The sequence below is a fragment of the Tateyamaria sp. ANG-S1 genome (genome assembly GCF_000814025.1).
Lineage (GTDB): Bacteria > Pseudomonadota > Alphaproteobacteria > Rhodobacterales > Rhodobacteraceae > Tateyamaria.
On record NZ_JWLL01000003.1, the window covers coordinates 200,219 to 215,856 of the forward strand.

The window sequence follows — 15,638 nt, forward strand, 5'->3', positions numbered from 1 at the left end:
TGTCTCCTCCCTTCATGCCGCTATGGCGACGGCATGTTTTCCTTCAGATAGATGTCGATGCGGATGCGTTCCTGCGTGTGGTCGATGGGCTGGCGATCTGCCGTAGCCTTCATCAGCCGCACGGCAGAGCGCACAAGGTGCCCGGTGTCCTGCGAGATGATTGCATCAAACACATCCTGCTCCAAGGCCGTGCGCGAGGTTGGCGTCAACTCATGCGCGATGACCACGAGGCCGGGATGCGGTTTGTCGCTGAGATACTGGATCAGACCGGGATTGCCCGCAGCGGACGAGTAAATACCGCGGAGGTCGGGATAGGATGCAAAGACCTCGGGCAGCATCTTGCGGATCAGGTCGGGATCGTCCCGCCCCTCGATACTGGCAACCACGTCCAGTTCCGGAAAACGGTCCGACATGACAGCATCAAAGCCCTTGCGCCGCTCCAGATGATCCCGTGCGAGCCGCGAGCCGGTGATGACAAGCACACGCCCGCCCCGCTTGGCAAAGCGGCCCATGAGATGCGCGGCTGTCCGGCCCGCGGCCACGTTGTCCACGCCGATGAAATGATCGCGATCCGAACTGGGCAGGTCCGCGACCAGAGCCACGACCACAATCCCGCGCGCCCGTGCCCGCTTGACCGCATCGCGAACAGACGGGGTTTCCGGCCCGAATACGGCCACGCCGTCCGTGCGCGTGGCATCCACGCTGTCCAGAGCCTGCACAATGGCCTGCGGATCAAAGGGCGGCACTCGGACGGTGTCCAGCGTGGTCCGCTGGTGGCGCAGCTTTGCGCCCTGTTCGGTCACATGCGCATCCAGCGCCACCACGAACTCATTCGCCGTATCTGGCAGGATAAACAACATGTTATAGACGCGCCCGCGCGCGAGATTGGCCGCCGCCGTGTCGCGGATATAGCCCAACTCGGCGATGGCCTTGTTCACCTTTTCGATGGTCACGGCGCGCACGCCGGGGCGGGCGTTCAGGACACGGTCCACCGTCGCCAGCGACACACCCGCCACGCGAGCAATGTCATTGACGGTCGGTTTCAGGCCGCTCTTCGTGTCCTGTTTGTTCAAACGTGCCTACTCTTTCATGGCGCGCGCCAGTCCTTCGAACACCAGCGCCACGGCTTCCGCCCCCGGGTCGTTGTGCCCTTTGAGATTGTCTGACGGGACATATGCCGCCCGGCCCGCCTTTGCACGGTGAATCTGCGCCGTGCTGTCCGCGCCTGCGCGTGCGGCGGCGGCAGAGGCGTCGATGCCCCCCGGTAGTGCGTCCAACGCGGGTGCCAGCGCGTCGATCATCGTCCGGTCCCCGACCTTGGCCCCGCCCACATCGCTGACCCGTTTCAACCCTTCGGCCAGCGCCTTGTGCACTGGCGCGCCACCTGCACATGCATCGCCCGCCGCGTTGAAATAGATGGCAAGGATCACGCCTGAGGAGCCCCCCATCGTCTGGCTCAACTCGTTGCCAAGGGCAGGGAAAAGCTGCGTCAGATCAGCAAGCGGCATCGCATCCAATCGGTCCTTCAGCGCGCGCGCTGCGGTGGCGAGCGTGCTACCGGTGTCCCCGTCGCCGGACTTGGCGTCAAGTTCGTTCAGGTCTCCTTCGGCAGCAATGAGCGCATCGGCCACCTGCGCGATGATGTCCCGCGTCTGCGCATTGGCAGAGGGGATGGGCTCGATGGGCGTGAGGCCGTCTGGAAGCGGTGTCACCGGCACATCGACCATCCCCTGAAGGCCGGGCCATGCCGCCATCGGAACAGGTGCTGCCAGAGCTTCGAGGTCATGGGCGGCCACGGGCAAAACGGACACGGAAAACCCGTGCATGTCGAGCGATGTCATCATCGGCGCAGGGCCGATCACATGGCTAGCAATGCCGGATTGCGCAAGCCCGTGGCTCAGCACCGACATCTCAAGCGGTGTGGTCGAGCCGAGATTGTTCACGAGGGCGACACAAGGTCCCTGCCCAGCGTGCTCACGCAGCTTTTCCAGCACGGTGTTCATGGCTTGGGACGCACCGGTGAAATCCACCTGCTCCACCCCCGGTTCGCCGTGAATGCCCAGCCCCAGTTCGGCCTTGCCCGCCGGGATGCGGTTTTCCTTGGGTGAGCCAGGAACGGTGCATGTATCAAGGCTGGTGCCGATGGAGACCACGCTGGCGATGATACGACGGGCAGCGTCGGCGACCTCTTCCAGAGGCTTGCCCGCCTCGGCCATAGCGCCCGCGATCTTGTGAACAAAGAGCGTGCCCGCCACACCGCGCGGCTGCGGCAGTTCCGGTAGCGCGATGTCGTCGTCGACCACCACCATTTCGACCTTGCGGCCAAGCGCACGTGCCCGTTCGGCGGCAAGGCCGAAGTTGAGCCGGTCGCCGGTGTAATTCTTGACGACCAGCAGGCAGCCCGCCTCACCCGTCACGGCCAGGATACCCGCCAGAACAGCCTCGACCGAGGGGGAGGCAAAGACCTCGCCACAGACCGCCGCTGTCAGCATGCCCGGACCGACAAAGCCTGCATGGGCCGGTTCGTGACCCGATCCACCGCCCGAGATCAACGCAACCCGGTCGCGCGCCCAATCCGTGCGATAGACCACCTTGATATGCGGATAGCCATCCAGCCGCGCCAGCGCGCCACCCGAGCAGGCCAGAAGGCCGTCGATGGCTTCTTTGACCAGATCCTCTTTCGCATTGACGAATTGTGCCATGTGCTTGTCCTTTCTCAGGTGATCCGCGCGCCGGAAGCGTCGAAGAAGACTGGGTTTTCCGGGGCGATCTGGATGGTTTCGCCGGCTTTGAGCGTGGTGTGCGGATCGGTCAGGGTGATCACGTCGTAGTCAGCCACTTTGAGGTGCAGCCGGGTCTGGTCGCCGAGGTGTTCCACCCGCACCACTTGCGCGTCGCGCCCTTTGCCGTGCCGTATGTTTTCGGGGCGTAGGCCGACCTGGTGCGCGCCTGCGGGGGCATCCTCACCCATCAGACCAACAGGCAGCAGGTTGATCCGGGGTTGGCCCAAACGCGCTGCAACATAAGCCGTGTGCGGGTTTTCATAGATGTCGCGTGGGGTGCCGAACTGTACCAGACGGCCTTCATCCAATACGCCCACATGGGTGGCCATGGTCATGGCTTCGATCTGGTCGTGGGTGACATAGAGCAGCGTGGCGGCCAGTTCTGCGTGGATGCGTTTTAACTCCACTCGGAGGTCGGCGCGCAGCTTGGCGTCGAGCGAACTGAGCGGTTCATCCATGAGATAAACTTGCGGATCACGCACCAAGGCACGCCCGATAGACACCCGTTGCATCTCGCCCCCCGACAGCTCTGTTGCCTTGTTGTCGAGCTTGTGTGGGATGTGAAGAACCTCGGCCACCTCTTTGACTTTGCGGGCTATTTCATCCTCGGGCGTCTTGAGGATGGGCGAGCGCAAAGGAAAGGCGAGATTGTCCCGAACGGACATGTGCGGGTAGAGCGAATACTGCTGGAACACCATCGCCACGTCGCGCTGTGCGGGCGTCAGATTGGTCACGGATGTGCCGCCTATGTGGATGTCCCCGGTGTCCGGTTTCTCCAGGCCCGCGATCAGGCGCAGGGTCGTGGTCTTGCCTGCCCCAGTGGGGCCGAGCAGGACGACAAAGGCGCCGTCGGGGATGGTCAGGTCCATGTCTATGACGGCTTTCGTCGCCTTGAAGGATTTGGACACGCCGGTCAGTTGTACTTCAGCCATGGGCGAGCACTCCTTCGTTCAGTTCCGAGCGCAGGGCGCGGCCCGTGGCCTTGTCAAACAGGGTCACGGTCTTGGCGTTGAAGCCGAGTCCCACCGTCTCGCCCACTGTTGCGGGCTGGTCGGAGGCGATGCGGGCCTTGACCTCTCCGTTGGGGGTGTCGAGCGTGATGATCTGGGTCGTGCCGAGATATTCGGTGGCGAGGATTTTGCCGCGATAGTCGCCGTCATCGGAGAGGCGGATATGTTCTGGGCGCACACCGAAGACGAGGTCGCCGGAGGCGCCTTCGCGCAGGGTTGGCACGCTCATCGTTTGGTCACCGAGGGTGACCAACTCTTCGCCTTTCGCGACTTTTCCCTGAAAATTCAAAAAGTTCATGGACGGTGAGCCGATGAAGTCGGCCACGAACATGGTGGCGGGCATGTCGTAGATGTCCTGCGGTTTGCCGAACTGTTCGACCACCGCATTGTTCATCACGACGATCTTGTCGCCCATCTGCATGGCCTCAAGCTGGTCGTGGGTGACGTAGACAGTGGTAGCCCCCATACGGTCGTGCAGGGCGCGGAGTTCTTCGGCCATGTGTTCGCGAAATTCGGCGTCGAGCGCGCCCAAAGGTTCGTCCATCATGAAGGCCTTGGGTTCTCGGACGATGGCGCGGCCGAGGGCGACGCGCTGGCGGTCGCCGCCGGACAGGCCACCGACGGGTTTCTTGAGGATGTCCTTGATCCCGAGGATCGTGGCGACCTCGTCCACCTTGGCGCGAACTTGGGCGCGGGGCATGCCCTGGCTGACCAGCGGATAGCTCAAGTTCTTGTAGACGTTCATGTGAGGATAGAGCGCGAACATCTGGAAAACAAAGGCAATATCGCGTTCGGAGGGAGGACGTTGGCCGATCTCTTCACCGTCGAGATAGATCTCTCCGCTCGTGGGCAATTCCAGCCCTGCAATCATGCGCAGCGTGGTGGTTTTGCCACAGCCTGAGGGGCCCAAAAGCATAAAGAATTCACCGTCTTCGATGGTGAAGCTCGACTTCTTCACAGCGACGAAATCGCCGAATTCCTTGCGGACGTTTTTGATGACAATCTCGGCCATTATTCACCTTCCGGGAAGTGGCTGACGATGATGAACATGACGGTGCCCACCAGTGTCGTGATGAAGGAATAGGTGAAGGCCCAGAGCACGAAAGGTTGCATCAGCATGAAGACCCCGAGGGCGATGATGATGGTGGCCAGCATCTCCCACGGGCCGCGGCGCAGGCGCATGAGGCCGGTCAGGAATGTGCGCATGGCGTGCCCTCCGATTGCCTGAAACGAGGGGGGTGACATCCGTACACCATCCGTACACCCCCTGTGCACCCCCCAGGCACCCCCCCGGTGCACCAAGATGTTGTAGTTGAACATAGACGGATCATTTGCGCACGGCTCCGAAAGTGATGCCCCGCAGCAGGTGTTTGCGCAGCAGGATGGTGAAGATCATCACCGGCAGCAGGAAGATCGTGGCCCCTGCCGCGACCGCCGGCCAGTCGAGGCCGCCGACGCCGATGATGGTCGGGATGAAGGGCGGTGCTGTCTGGGCCGTGGCCGAGGTCAGAAGCACCGCGAAGGCGTATTCGTTCCAGGCGAAGATCAGGCAGAAGATGGCGGTGGAGGCGATGCCGGTGGCGGCCTGGGGCAGCACCACTTTGTAGAACGCCTGAAACCGCGTGTAGCCATCGATCAGCGCTGCCTCTTCATACTCGCGGGGGATTTCGTCGATGAACCCCTTGAGCAGCCAGACGGCGAGCGAGATGTTCACAGCCGTGTAAAGCAGGATCATGCCCAGATGTGTGTCTGACAGGCCGAGGTTGCGGTACATGAGAAAGATGGGGATTGCGACGGCGATGGGGGGCATCATCCTCGTTGAAAGGATGAAGAACAGCAGGTCGTCGGCCAGGGGTATCTTGAAGCGAGAGAAGGCGTAGGCGGCAAGTGTGCCCAAGAAAACCGACAGGAAGGTCGAGCCGAAGCCGATGATGACCGAGTTCAGGAAGCGTTCGCCGAATTTCGACGGGCCGACGATGACCATGTCATATTCGCGCACGATCTCGTCCGCCCAGTTTTGCGGCGGGTTGGCGTCGAGGAATTCCTGTGTTTGCCGTGTGCGGGTGGTGAAGAGGTTCACATACCCTTCGAGCGTGGGCTCGAACACGACCTTGGGTGGGTAGCTGATCGCATCGGACGGCGATTTGAAGCCGGTGAGCATGATCCACGCGAGCGGGATCATTGTGATCAGCGCGTAGAGGATGACCAGCGATCCGGCGAACCATTTCGACCGCGTGCTGGGTTCGGTGACGGAATAGGCGCTCATGTGATCAGCCTTTGTACGAGACGGTTGGGCCGGTGCGACTGCGCCATGCCCGACNNGTCGGGCATGGCGCAGTCGCGCCGCGTTGCGCATGAGATCGTTTGGATCGCCAAAGTTTGAAGGGACTGTATCATCAGCGCTCCTTCACCTTGTTGAGGGCTTTGACGTAGATGCTGGCTAGGCCAAACACCGTCACGAAGAGGATGATGGCATAGGCGGATGCATAGCCGGTGCGCCATTTCTCGAACGCTTCGCGCTTGAGGTTGATCGAGGTGAGTTCCGTGGTTGAGCCGGGACCGCCGCCGGTGAGTTGGACGACGAGGTCGAACATCTTGAAGTTCTCAATGCCTCGGAACAGGACCGCCAGCATGAGGAAGGGCAGCACCATCGGGATGGTGATCGTGAAGAATTGGCGGAGCTTGGAGGCGCGGTCGACCTCTGCCGCCTCATAAATGTAGTCGGGGATGGAGCGGAGTCCGGCGAGGCAGATGAGCATCACGAAGGGGGTCCACATCCAGGTGTCCACGATGACGATGGACCAGGGGGCCAATTGCACCGAGCCGAGCATTTCGAAACTGCTGGGGTCCTTGCCCGTGAAGAAGGCGACGATGTAGTTGAAGAGCCCGATTTGCGGTTGGTAGAGGAATTTCCAGAAGTTCCCGACCACCGCGGGCGACAGCATCATCGGCAGCACGATGATCGTGGTCCAGAGGTCGTTGCCCTTGAATTTCTTGTTGATCAGCCAGGCCAGCGTGAAGCCGATCAGCACCTGCAGCGCGATGGTCCAGAACAGGAAATGTGCGGTGGCCTGCATGTTCAGCCAGATGTCGCTGTCCGTGAGGATACGCTCGTAATTGCGCAGGCCGATGAATTCAGGTTCGCGGTTCAGCCGGTTGGCGCGGTAGTTGGTGAAGCTGAGCTGGATCGTCCAGATCAGCGGGAAGATGTTGATGGCCAGCAGCAGGAAGATCGTGGGGGCGACGAAGATCCACGCGATCGCGCGGTCGCTCAGTCCCTTGATCTTGCGCGCGACGCGCTGGGGCGTGGCCTTGGCGGCGCGGTTGGCGACGGTGTCTGTCATCTGGCACAGCTTTCTCGTGAGGTGGGCAGAGTGCCCACCCTACAAAGGGTCGGTTCGGTCGGAGGTGGGGTGGGCAGTGCTGCCCACCCCGGGGAGGAGGACTTAGAGTTTACCTTCGTCCTCAAAGACTTCGGTCCAGTCCTCGATCAGCTTGTCGAGAGCTTCCTGTGCCGTGCCTTGATCGGCGACCACGTAATCGTGGATGCGCTTTTGCATGGCGAGCAGCAGTTCGGCATAAGTCGGTTCCTGCCAGAAGTCCTGCACGTCGTTCATCGCCTCGAGGAAGTCACCGGCGAAGGGTGCGCTGTCCTTGAAGCCCGGATCGTTCAGGACCGCGTTGTGGGCCGAGTAGCCGCCCAGCTCCCACCACTTGGCCTGCACCTCGGGGTTGGCGAACCACTTGATGTACTCAAGGGCTGCATCCTGCTTATCGGAATAGGCGACAACACTGATCCCCTGCCCGCCCAAGGTCGAGCCGGCTTGGTTTTGGGGTGGGTTCACGAAGAAGTCGATCTTGTCCCCGCCGGTATCCGGGTCGGCGTAGAGGCCGGGGAAGAACGCGAACCAGTTCATCGCCATGGCGACCTGGCCCGATTTGAACGCATCAAGCGACTCGCCCATGTAGGAGTTAGTGTAACCCGGTGGCGTCGCAGTTTCGTAGAACTCTTTGTAGAATTCCAGCGCTTCGACCGCTTCAGCTGAGTTCACCGCCCCTTCCATATCGTAAGAGCCAGGGGTGTTTTCATATTTGAAGCCCCATGGGTAGAGCGCCGAGGTCACACCCATGGTGATCCCTTCGGAGCCACGTTCGGTGAAAATGGACGCGCCGTAGACGGTTTTGCCGTCAATCTCGCGGCCCTGGAAGAACTGGGCAATTTGCAGCATTTCGCGCTGGCTTTGCGGTTCGCGCAGGTCTTCGCCGGTGGCTTCCTTGTAGGCGGCCTGGATGTCGGCGTCGGCGAACCAGTCGGCGCGGTAGAACCAGCCGTTGGCGTCGCCCATGGCGGGCAGCGCATAGTAGTTCGGCGTGCCCTTGGGCCATGTGGAGTAGGCGTAGACGGTCGCGGGTGCGAAGTCGTCCATGCTGATCCCTTCGGCGTCGAAGAAGTCGTTCAGCTTGACGTAGTGGCCGTTTTCAGCGCCGCCGCCGATCCACTGGCTATCGCCGATCAGCAGGTCGCAGAGCTTGCCGCCGGAGTTCAGCTCGTTCAGCATCCGGTCGGCGAAGTTGGGCCATGGGATGAATTCGAAATTCATGGTGTGGCCGGATTGAGCCTCGAACTCCTTGCTGAGTTCAACCAATGCGTTGGCCGGGTCCCAGGCGGCCCAGCACAGTGTCAAATCATCTGCCATGGCCATGGTTGGCACGCTGACAGACGTCATCAGGGCCGCACCTAAGGCGGCTGAAGTCATTTTTTTCATATGATCCTCCCTATCGGTCCCGCTTGGGCGGTAACCTTAGGGAAACGCTATTTGAGGGACGTACATCATGTCAACGAGATTTTGAGGTGCGTTCATCATTTTTAGCGGAAATACAGTCAAGCATCTGAAATATAATATTTTTATTTGCGCTCCACTTAAAGCCGCCTCGACTGTTTTCTCCACGCAGATCAGCGATGTTTGCGGTTTTGGCGCCGATGGTCGGCAGATTTTCAGATCCGTTTTCACCTGCGACGGATTGCACCATCGGGCCAGATCGAAGGAACGGACCAAGCGGGCACACGTTGGCCAGCTACGCAACATGAAAGGACAAGACATGACGATTGAAGCACTTATCGTTGTCCTGCCTGCGCTGACATTTGGTCTGGTTCTGGTTTGGGCATATTTGAGCAAGCGACGCACGGAAGAGCGGATGGATGATCCGGATGCGGAGAAATCCAGCCTCGCCAAAGACGCGTAAGAAATGCAGGGCGCCCCCGGGCGCTCTGTTTTATACGTCCCCGTCGATCTCGGGACGGATCTGGGCGTAGGTCATCATGGTGAACACGGCCGTTCCGCCAATGACGTTGCCGATAAGGACCGGCAGAAAGAACCCAAAGATCGCTTGCGGCGCGGTGATCAGGCCCTGAACCGCCAGCACCGCCATCTCGACAGAACCAGCGATGATGTGAGTGAAATCGCCCAGCGCAATCAGCCATGTGAAGATGATGATCAGCAAGACCTCATTGTTCTGGGCAGATGGGAGCATCCAGACAATAGCTGCAATCAAAACGCCCGCCGGAATACCGCGCACGAACCCTTCGACCGGGGGAAAACCTGTCGCGTGTTTGCTCAGGTCGGTGACAACGCCCAGCAACTCGGGCGTGAAGACCGGGGTGTAGACCAGAAAGCTTGCGATGATGAATGCGCCGATGATGTTGGACAGCAGAACGATGGCCCACAGCTTGGCCACGCGCGCGAACACGGACCGGCATGGGTCAATCACGGCAGGCACAACCGTGGTGATGGTGTTTTCCGTAAAAAGCTGCATCCGGCCAAGGATGACCAGCAGAAACCCCAGCGAATAGCCCAGGTTTTCGACAATGAACCGCCAATCCGTGTCGGGAAGATACGCCCGAAGATAGGCTTCGCCCAACACCGAGAAACTGATCAATATGCCCGCAGCGATACCCGACCAGAACAAGGTCTTGGTCGGGCGCTTCAACTCTTCGTCGCCATGCCGACGGATCGTTTCAAAGATAAGACGCGGCGACAGTCCTGAAGCTTCTGTGACCGCCTCCTCCTCGACCTTTTCTTCAACCAGCGGAGAGGACGGAACCTGCGTCATATGGATGTCCTGGATCAATTGATTTGAGGAAAAACGCCGATCATTTGCTTTGGTTCCCAAGGCGCGGATTGTCGCCGCTCACCGCCCTGCCCGACCCGCCGCGTGGTGCGAGATGCGGGTCATCCCACGTCATCTGACACATGTTGCGCGGAACTCTGCCGGTTCCTGCGCGTTTATCCACCGACACCGAATAACAAGGAGACGATTTATGTCGGCACCTGACACAAATGTAGAAACGCAAACACGCAAGCACTGGTTCGTACTGGTCGGGATCGGCACCGTTGTCGTGGCTGCAGCCCTGTTTTTCATCGCGAACGTGTATTCCAGCATGGACGACGATGCGGCGTTTGTTGAAGACGACGCCCAAATGATCGAGCCGCAGGGATCGTGAACAGTCGTGTCAGGTTATGATCCGCATGTGATGCCGGTCATGCGCTTTCAGCGCCATCGAGGGGCGCAGCGCCCCGCATCACATCGGCAATGCAGCGATCAAGTTCGACGTTCGAATATGGACGCTGCAGAAACGACGCACCCATGCTGACGGCGCGGTCTGGATCGCCGTTGATCAGCACCTGACGACACCCCGCAGCGCGCAACCTTTTACAGAGCGCGTCAGCGACATCATCCGAACCCTGGATCGACATCAATGCAAATGCGGGCATCGGCACGCCATCCTCAAAGTAGGTGGTGGCGTGTTCGACCGAACGGAAGTGAGTGACATCATCAAAGCCGAAGCGGTGCAGGGCGTCTGTAATGTCTTCGGCTTCAACGAAATTGGACGTGATGACCACGGCAGAGGCGTGATCGGATTGGTTGCGCGATGTCATGCGGCGTTGCTCTTTTTTTCTTGTTGGACCCCCTACTTCCATGCGCCCGCTCAGAGGAGCAATAAACTGTGACATACCAAGGTGATATTTCGACAATCAGTTGTGACAAATGTCCGTTGCGCCGCAAGGAGGGGTTCCTGCCCTTCAAGTCGGAAGAAGTGACGTTCATGAAACGCTTTAAAACCGGCGAAATGGTTGCGGACACGGGCACGCAGCTTTTCATGGAAGGTGCGCGCGCGGCACAGTTGTTTACTGTCCTGTCGGGTATGGGGATACGTTACAAGACATTGGAAGATGGGCGCCGCCAGGTGATCGGCTTTGTCATGCCCGGCGACTTCATCGGGCTACAGGCAGGTATCCTGGATGCAATGTGTCATTCGGTCGAAGCGACCACGCCCATGCGGCTGTGTGTGTTCAACCGCAACCGAGTGTTCGAGTTGTTCCAGAACCAGCCCGAGCGTGCCTATGCCCTGACCCATATCGCAGCGGTGGAGGAGCATTTCCTTGGCGACGCGCTCACCACCGTTGGACAGCGGGGCGCACTTGAGAAAATTGCGTGGAGCCTGCACCGCTTTTATCGCCGCGCCTGCGCGCTTGATCTGAACAAGGGCGACACCTGTCCCCTGCCCTTCCGGCAGCAAGACCTTGCAGATGCGCTGGGGTTGTCGCTTGTGCATACCAACAAGACGTTGGCGAAGCTCAAGGATCGTAAGATCGCCCATTGGACGAACGGAACCCTGCGCATTATGGACGAAGAGAAACTGACTGACTTGTCAGGTATCGACCCCGATAACGTGCAACCGCGCCCGTTGATCTGAATGGCGCAATGCTATCCGGCCTCTTGCTTCTGCATCCACGGTTTTGGCAGTTCGGGCATGATGTTGGCCACGGGAAACGTAACGCTGTAGTGGAAATGCGTGTCCGTTTCGCTGCGGCGTTCTTCCCCGTCGAGTTGCGCCACGAACGCACGCATCAGGCGCGTTCCGATCCCGCTGCTGTCCATCATCGCCGCCGCTTCGTCCGACGATGCGCCGACGGAATTGACGATCTCAAAGATCAGGTGGGTGTCGCCGTCGCGCTGCAAGGACACATCGAGCGTAAGTGTTTCTCCCGGTGGCGCGCCAATGTATTTGACCGCATTGGTCAACGCCTCGGCCGCCAGCATGGACAGGGCAACCGCCTGATCCTGTCCCAGCTGGATTTGTGTCACATCGGTGGTCGTGCGGATCTTGCGTTTCAGCCCGTCTGCGATCGGGGCCAACTCCCTGGTCAGCCGCAGGATGAGGCTGCGTGCCTCGATACTGGATTCGTCGGAATCGGCGTTGAGTGTCTGGTGCACTGTTGCCAACCCACGCACCCGTTGCTGCAATTGCGAGAGCAGCGCCCGTGTCTCGGGCGTTTTGGCCGCGCGTGCGTGCATGTTCATGATGGATGCGATGAGCTGGAGGTTGTTTTTAACCCGGTGATGTATCTCACGCAGAAGGATGGTCTTTTCTTCCAGGTCTTCTTCGGCCCGCCGTTCGGCGCGGATCAGGGCCTGAACCATGCGGTTGTACGATGTCTCAAGCACTTCGAACTCCGATGGTGGATCGTCAAAGGCGACCTCCGGGTCGTCACGCTCGCCCAGCGCAAACTGCCGCATGGAGCGGCGCAGGGTATAGATGTGGCGGATGACCAGCCGGTGCAGGCCCAAAAAGGCGACGGCGAGGCCCGCGCACCACATCAGGATCGGGAATAGCAGCGGGATCCACACCGGTGTGGTACTGACCCCGGCAACCGTCCGGCGGCCCGTGGACCAGGACCCAACCACGACCACCTCGTTCGGGACGATGGACGATATGGCAAAGAGCCGTTCGCGACCGTCGATACCTTCTGCAAGGAACGTCTCGCCGTTGCGGTCAAGCAGGGCGGTCGGGTCGATATCCGCGGGCAAAAGGCGCCCGGCAGAAGACAGCTCGCTGGTTGAGAACAGGATACGCCCTGCCCGGTTTATGGTGACGTGATCGAACCGCTGTTCGTCTTGCAAGACTGCTGCGGATGTCGCCGGGTTTGCGGCCGAGTGTGGCACGGACAGGGACACGAAACCGGCGAACCGGCCCTCGATCTTGACCGGGTTGCTGATGATGACAACGGATTCGCCTGTTGCAACGCCCGACAGGTTCACCTCAAAGATCTGCCCTTCCTGTTCCAGAGCGCGCGCGAAACTGGCGTCTTCGGCAAAGTCGAAGGTGGTGCCGTTTGACGTGCAGTCCATCAGGCCATTGCGCCCAATGAAGCCGGCAAAGACGAACGTGTCCTGACGGCTGACAAAACGCGACATCATGTCAGAACATTGTGCCGCATCGTCGGCAACCGGCCCCAGCAGGGCGGCCAACCCCTCGGCGGCCCCCCGTCCCCGCTCGAGCAAGCGGCGTTCCGAGGCTGCCGCCCGTTCCGTCTCGGACAACACGATCTCTTCTGACAACCTGACGGTAGCGCTGACGACTTCGTTGGTTTGCCACAGGGCAATAGCGCCCAACGGGAACAGCGCCAGGGTCATCAGCCCTGCCAGACGGACAAACAGCCCGCGGGTCAACGTCTCTTTCGTCAAGGTTTAGGCCACGCTTTGCGCCGACACGATCCCCACCGTCACGCTGTCTGTCAGTTCGATATCGTCCGGGTCGTCCAACGCCATCAGCTCGGCAAGACGCGCGCGGCCACGGTTCACGCGGCTTTTGATCGTACCGACGGCGACACCGCAGGTCTCGGCCGCTTCCTCGTAAGAAAAGCCGCCCGCGCCGACCAAAACAAGCGCTTCGCGCTGCTCGTCGTTCAACTGGTCAAAGGCCGCGCCGAAGTCGCGCATGGCAAGACGACCGTCATGATCCGGCTTTTGCGCCAGCGTGTCGGCATAGGCGCCGTCCACATCCTCGACCTCGCGTTTGCGCTTGCGGTGGAGTGAGTAATAGGTGTTGCGCAGAATGGTAAAGAGCCACGCACGCATGTTTGAGCCGGCTTCGAACTTGTCGATATTCGTCCAGGCCTTGATCAGTGCCTCCTGCACCAGATCATCGGCGGTGGCCGCGTTTCTACACAGGCTGAGCGCAAAGGCACGCAGTGCGCCCAGATGCTCGACCAACTCGTCGCGAGGGTCAGTCGTCATTCTGCGCCTCCTTCTGAGACGCGTCCGTCGCGCCGCCCGTCCGCAACTGGTTCAAAAGGTCCGTAAAGCGGTCCGGCACAGGCTCGTTTGCCAGATTGTCGAAGGCGCGTTTGAGGTTCGCGTCAATCTCTGCATCGATTTCGGTCTTGCGGGTCTGCCGTGTCATCGGGTCTGACTTCTCGCTCAATTTTCTTAACGTGTGACGGAACCAATACGCACCACTGCACGTATGGTTCCAAGACTAGGTCGAAAAAAGGCAAAGAAAATGAACAACGACACAAGGGAGCAGCTTGCAAACGATGTGGGCGCCAATCTTCCTTACCTGCGCCGCTATGCGCGCGCGCTGACAGGCAGTCAGGACACAGGCGACACCTATGCCATCGCCACGCTGGAGGCGATCCTGTCCGATCCCGACCAGTATCAGAACGGCCCTGACGCAAAAGTCGCCCTGTTCCGCAGTTTCCACGCCATCTGGACAACCTCCGGCGCCGTTTTTGGCGACGACACGGATGTGTCCGGGATCGCCCGCAAGGCCCGTGATCACCTGTCCAAGCTGACCCCGAACACGCGCGAAGCGCTTCTGTTGCACACGGTCGAGGATTTCTCCGCATCCGACGTGGCCTGTGTCATGAACGTGCCACCAGAAGAGGCGCAGGAACTGATCGACATCGCCTATGCTGAAATGGGTCAGCATGTTTCGGGCCGGGTCATGATCATCGAAGACGAGGCTATTATTTCGATGGATCTGGAATCCATCGTGGCCGACATGGGGCACCGGGTCACCGGCATCGCCCGGACCCGCGACCGCGCCGTGCAACTGGCCAAGGAAGAACAGGCCGATCTGATCCTGTCCGACATTCAACTTGCCGACAATTCCAGCGGCATCGATGCGGTGAACGACATCCTTGCAGCGCAAGGTGATCGGCCCGTGATTTTCATCACCGCCTTCCCGGAACGGCTTTTGACCGGGAAAGGGCCGGAACCGGCCTTCCTGATTTCAAAGCCCTACACCGAGGCGCAAGTAAAGTCGGCTGTCAGCCAGGCGATGTTCTTTTCGTCGACTGAGACTTTGAACGCCTGACGTGATTTGACCCCGCCGGACGGTTCCGGCGGGGTCTTTTCCACATTAGCTTTTCGCAATTGCGCGCAGCATCCACGCGGCCTGTTCGTGGAACGCGGACCGCTCTGTCGCCAAATCCTCGGTCACAATGTCCTTGTTGCTTACGGCAAGCTCGGCCAGCGCGTGCAGCCGATGCGCCAACCGCTCGTGATCAGCCGCCAGATCATCGACCATCTGGGCGGTCGACATCGGGCCTTTGGGATCCTCGATCCGCGAACGGCTCACCACATCTTTCAATGCGGACGGTGCCAACTCGCCCAAGGCGCGAATACGTTCGGCCAGTTCGTCCGCCGCTTCGAACATGTTGCTGTAATGCTCTTCGGTCAGGTTGTGGACCGAGTAGAACAGCGGCCCTTCCACGTTCCAGTGATAGGCATGTGTCTTGAACACCAGACAATAGGTGTCCGCCAGAACATCCGACAGCCCGGTTGCGACCGCTTCGGTGTCGCGCACACCGGTCGAGACATCGTCGCTTGAAGGAACAACTTTGAGTGCGTCAGCCATAGTGACCTCCGTTTAATGGGTTGCGTTGGGTAAACAACCGGAGAGATCGGCAAGAGTTCCCCATTTTCGGCGAATTCCTGCGCGCCGAGCCAGGGTCTTATACTGCTCTGAATACGGTCTCAGGGCCAATCTCGGGGTGCG

General features: G+C 60.2%; 19 protein-coding genes. 4 read left to right on the forward strand and 15 right to left on the reverse strand.

Annotation, left to right across the window (positions count from 1 at the left end):
* Window positions 1–20: 20 nt before the first annotated feature.
* The 9 genes from RA29_RS02805 to RA29_RS23380 form a co-directional block, all read right to left on the reverse strand.
* The gene (locus RA29_RS02805; protein WP_206540133.1) at window positions 21–1,073 is read right to left on the reverse strand and encodes a LacI family DNA-binding transcriptional regulator; all 1,053 of its coding nucleotides are present in this window, start codon (window positions 1,071–1,073) and stop codon (window positions 21–23) included.
* Between the two features lie 6 nt (window positions 1,074–1,079).
* Window positions 1,080–2,702 (reverse strand): dihydroxyacetone kinase subunit DhaK, encoded by a 1,623-nt coding sequence (locus RA29_RS02810; protein WP_039682748.1) that lies wholly within the window; start codon window positions 2,700–2,702, stop codon window positions 1,080–1,082.
* Between the two features lie 14 nt (window positions 2,703–2,716).
* Window positions 2,717–3,715 (reverse strand): ABC transporter ATP-binding protein, encoded by a 999-nt coding sequence (locus tag RA29_RS02815; RefSeq protein WP_039682750.1) that lies wholly within the window; start codon window positions 3,713–3,715, stop codon window positions 2,717–2,719.
* A complete protein-coding gene (locus RA29_RS02820) occupies window positions 3,708–4,805 on the reverse strand; it encodes an ABC transporter ATP-binding protein (protein WP_039682752.1) in 1,098 nt (365 codons plus the stop codon). The genes RA29_RS02815 and RA29_RS02820 overlap by 8 nt, the downstream gene beginning before the upstream one ends.
* Window positions 4,805–4,999, reverse strand: coding sequence for a hypothetical protein (locus tag RA29_RS02825; RefSeq protein ID WP_039682754.1), 195 nt, complete (start codon window positions 4,997–4,999; stop codon window positions 4,805–4,807). The genes RA29_RS02820 and RA29_RS02825 overlap by 1 nt, the downstream gene beginning before the upstream one ends.
* Before the next feature lie 121 nt (window positions 5,000–5,120).
* On the reverse strand, window positions 5,121–6,059 hold the full coding sequence (locus tag RA29_RS02830) for a carbohydrate ABC transporter permease (RefSeq protein WP_039682756.1): 939 nt from the start codon (window positions 6,057–6,059) through the stop codon (window positions 5,121–5,123).
* Between the two features lie 130 nt (window positions 6,060–6,189).
* Window positions 6,190–7,137, reverse strand: a complete 948-nt coding sequence (locus tag RA29_RS02835; protein ID WP_039682758.1) for a sugar ABC transporter permease — start codon at window positions 7,135–7,137, stop codon at window positions 6,190–6,192.
* Between the two features lie 102 nt (window positions 7,138–7,239).
* Window positions 7,240–8,520, reverse strand: a complete 1,281-nt coding sequence (locus RA29_RS02840) for an extracellular solute-binding protein (protein WP_241462554.1) — start codon at window positions 8,518–8,520, stop codon at window positions 7,240–7,242.
* A gap of 109 nt (window positions 8,521–8,629) precedes the next feature.
* Window positions 8,630–8,824 (reverse strand): hypothetical protein, encoded by a 195-nt coding sequence (locus RA29_RS23380; protein WP_152612905.1) that lies wholly within the window; start codon window positions 8,822–8,824, stop codon window positions 8,630–8,632.
* A 69-nt stretch (window positions 8,825–8,893) separates the two neighbouring features.
* Here RA29_RS23380 and RA29_RS23125 point away from each other — a divergent pair, with 69 nt between their 5' ends.
* Window positions 8,894–9,037: a hypothetical protein gene (locus RA29_RS23125; RefSeq protein ID WP_193743449.1), complete on the forward strand. Its 144-nt coding sequence runs from the start codon at window positions 8,894–8,896 to the stop codon at window positions 9,035–9,037.
* A 30-nt stretch (window positions 9,038–9,067) separates the two neighbouring features.
* On the opposite strand, the gene RA29_RS02850 is transcribed toward RA29_RS23125, so the two are convergent.
* Complete coding sequence (locus RA29_RS02850) at window positions 9,068–9,904, reverse strand: formate/nitrite transporter family protein (protein WP_039682764.1); 837 nt, start codon at window positions 9,902–9,904, stop codon at window positions 9,068–9,070.
* Between the two features lie 208 nt (window positions 9,905–10,112).
* On the opposite strand from RA29_RS02850, the gene RA29_RS02855 reads away from it, so the two are divergent.
* A complete protein-coding gene (locus tag RA29_RS02855) occupies window positions 10,113–10,295 on the forward strand; it encodes a hypothetical protein (RefSeq protein ID WP_039682766.1) in 183 nt (60 codons plus the stop codon).
* A gap of 37 nt (window positions 10,296–10,332) precedes the next feature.
* Here the strand turns inward: RA29_RS02855 and RA29_RS02860 are convergent, their stop codons facing one another.
* Complete coding sequence (locus RA29_RS02860; RefSeq protein WP_039682767.1) at window positions 10,333–10,731, reverse strand: hypothetical protein; 399 nt, start codon at window positions 10,729–10,731, stop codon at window positions 10,333–10,335.
* A gap of 167 nt (window positions 10,732–10,898) precedes the next feature.
* On the opposite strand from RA29_RS02860, the gene RA29_RS02865 reads away from it, so the two are divergent.
* The gene (locus tag RA29_RS02865; protein WP_082029452.1) at window positions 10,899–11,549 is read left to right on the forward strand and encodes a Crp/Fnr family transcriptional regulator; all 651 of its coding nucleotides are present in this window, start codon (window positions 10,899–10,901) and stop codon (window positions 11,547–11,549) included.
* Window positions 11,550–11,560: 11 nt separating this feature from the next.
* Here the strand turns inward: RA29_RS02865 and RA29_RS02870 are convergent, their stop codons facing one another.
* The 3 genes from RA29_RS02870 to RA29_RS23130 are packed head-to-tail and all read right to left on the reverse strand — an operon-like array spanning window position 11,561 to window position 14,039.
* Window positions 11,561–13,321, reverse strand: a complete 1,761-nt coding sequence (locus tag RA29_RS02870) for a sensor histidine kinase (RefSeq protein WP_052249435.1) — start codon at window positions 13,319–13,321, stop codon at window positions 11,561–11,563.
* A 3-nt stretch (window positions 13,322–13,324) separates the two neighbouring features.
* Complete coding sequence (locus RA29_RS02875; RefSeq protein ID WP_039682769.1) at window positions 13,325–13,873, reverse strand: RNA polymerase sigma factor; 549 nt, start codon at window positions 13,871–13,873, stop codon at window positions 13,325–13,327.
* Entirely contained in the window at window positions 13,863–14,039 is a 177-nt protein-coding gene (locus RA29_RS23130) for a NepR family anti-sigma factor (RefSeq protein WP_193743450.1), read from the reverse strand. The genes RA29_RS02875 and RA29_RS23130 overlap by 11 nt, the downstream gene beginning before the upstream one ends.
* A gap of 99 nt (window positions 14,040–14,138) precedes the next feature.
* Here RA29_RS23130 and RA29_RS02880 point away from each other — a divergent pair, with 99 nt between their 5' ends.
* Entirely contained in the window at window positions 14,139–14,954 is an 816-nt protein-coding gene (locus tag RA29_RS02880; protein WP_039682771.1) for a response regulator, read from the forward strand.
* 45 nt (window positions 14,955–14,999) lie between these two features.
* Here RA29_RS02880 and RA29_RS02885 read toward each other — a convergent pair whose 3' ends face one another.
* Window positions 15,000–15,497 (reverse strand): DNA starvation/stationary phase protection protein, encoded by a 498-nt coding sequence (locus RA29_RS02885; RefSeq protein WP_039682773.1) that lies wholly within the window; start codon window positions 15,495–15,497, stop codon window positions 15,000–15,002.
* Window positions 15,498–15,638: the final 141 nt, after the last annotated feature.

Bases quoted from the DNA above. Each gene is read 5' to 3' on its own strand.
- RA29_RS23130 (WP_193743450.1), bottom strand. From the start codon at position 14,039: ATGACACGGCAGACCCGCAAGACCGAAATCGATGCAGAGATTGACGCG.
- RA29_RS02835 (WP_039682758.1), bottom strand. From the start codon at position 7,137: ATGACAGACACCGTCGCCAACCGCGCCGCCAAGGCCACGCCCCAGCGC.
- RA29_RS23380 (WP_152612905.1), bottom strand. From the start codon at position 8,824: ATGGTGCAATCCGTCGCAGGTGAAAACGGATCTGAAAATCTGCCGACC.
- RA29_RS02885 (WP_039682773.1), bottom strand. From the start codon at position 15,497: ATGGCTGACGCACTCAAAGTTGTTCCTTCAAGCGACGATGTCTCGACC.
- RA29_RS02850 (WP_039682764.1), bottom strand. From the start codon at position 9,904: ATGACGCAGGTTCCGTCCTCTCCGCTGGTTGAAGAAAAGGTCGAGGAG.
- RA29_RS02830 (WP_039682756.1), bottom strand. From the start codon at position 6,059: ATGAGCGCCTATTCCGTCACCGAACCCAGCACGCGGTCGAAATGGTTC.
- RA29_RS02875 (WP_039682769.1), bottom strand. From the start codon at position 13,873: ATGACGACTGACCCTCGCGACGAGTTGGTCGAGCATCTGGGCGCACTG.
- RA29_RS23125 (WP_193743449.1), top strand. From the start codon at position 8,894: ATGACGATTGAAGCACTTATCGTTGTCCTGCCTGCGCTGACATTTGGT.
- RA29_RS02810 (WP_039682748.1), bottom strand. From the start codon at position 2,702: ATGGCACAATTCGTCAATGCGAAAGAGGATCTGGTCAAAGAAGCCATC.
- RA29_RS02820 (WP_039682752.1), bottom strand. From the start codon at position 4,805: ATGGCCGAGATTGTCATCAAAAACGTCCGCAAGGAATTCGGCGATTTC.
- RA29_RS02880 (WP_039682771.1), top strand. From the start codon at position 14,139: ATGAACAACGACACAAGGGAGCAGCTTGCAAACGATGTGGGCGCCAAT.
- RA29_RS02865 (WP_082029452.1), top strand. From the start codon at position 10,899: ATGAAACGCTTTAAAACCGGCGAAATGGTTGCGGACACGGGCACGCAG.
- RA29_RS02860 (WP_039682767.1), bottom strand. From the start codon at position 10,731: ATGACATCGCGCAACCAATCCGATCACGCCTCTGCCGTGGTCATCACG.
- RA29_RS02825 (WP_039682754.1), bottom strand. From the start codon at position 4,999: ATGCGCACATTCCTGACCGGCCTCATGCGCCTGCGCCGCGGCCCGTGG.
- RA29_RS02840 (WP_241462554.1), bottom strand. From the start codon at position 8,520: ATGACGTCTGTCAGCGTGCCAACCATGGCCATGGCAGATGATTTGACA.
- RA29_RS02855 (WP_039682766.1), top strand. From the start codon at position 10,113: ATGTCGGCACCTGACACAAATGTAGAAACGCAAACACGCAAGCACTGG.
- RA29_RS02815 (WP_039682750.1), bottom strand. From the start codon at position 3,715: ATGGCTGAAGTACAACTGACCGGCGTGTCCAAATCCTTCAAGGCGACG.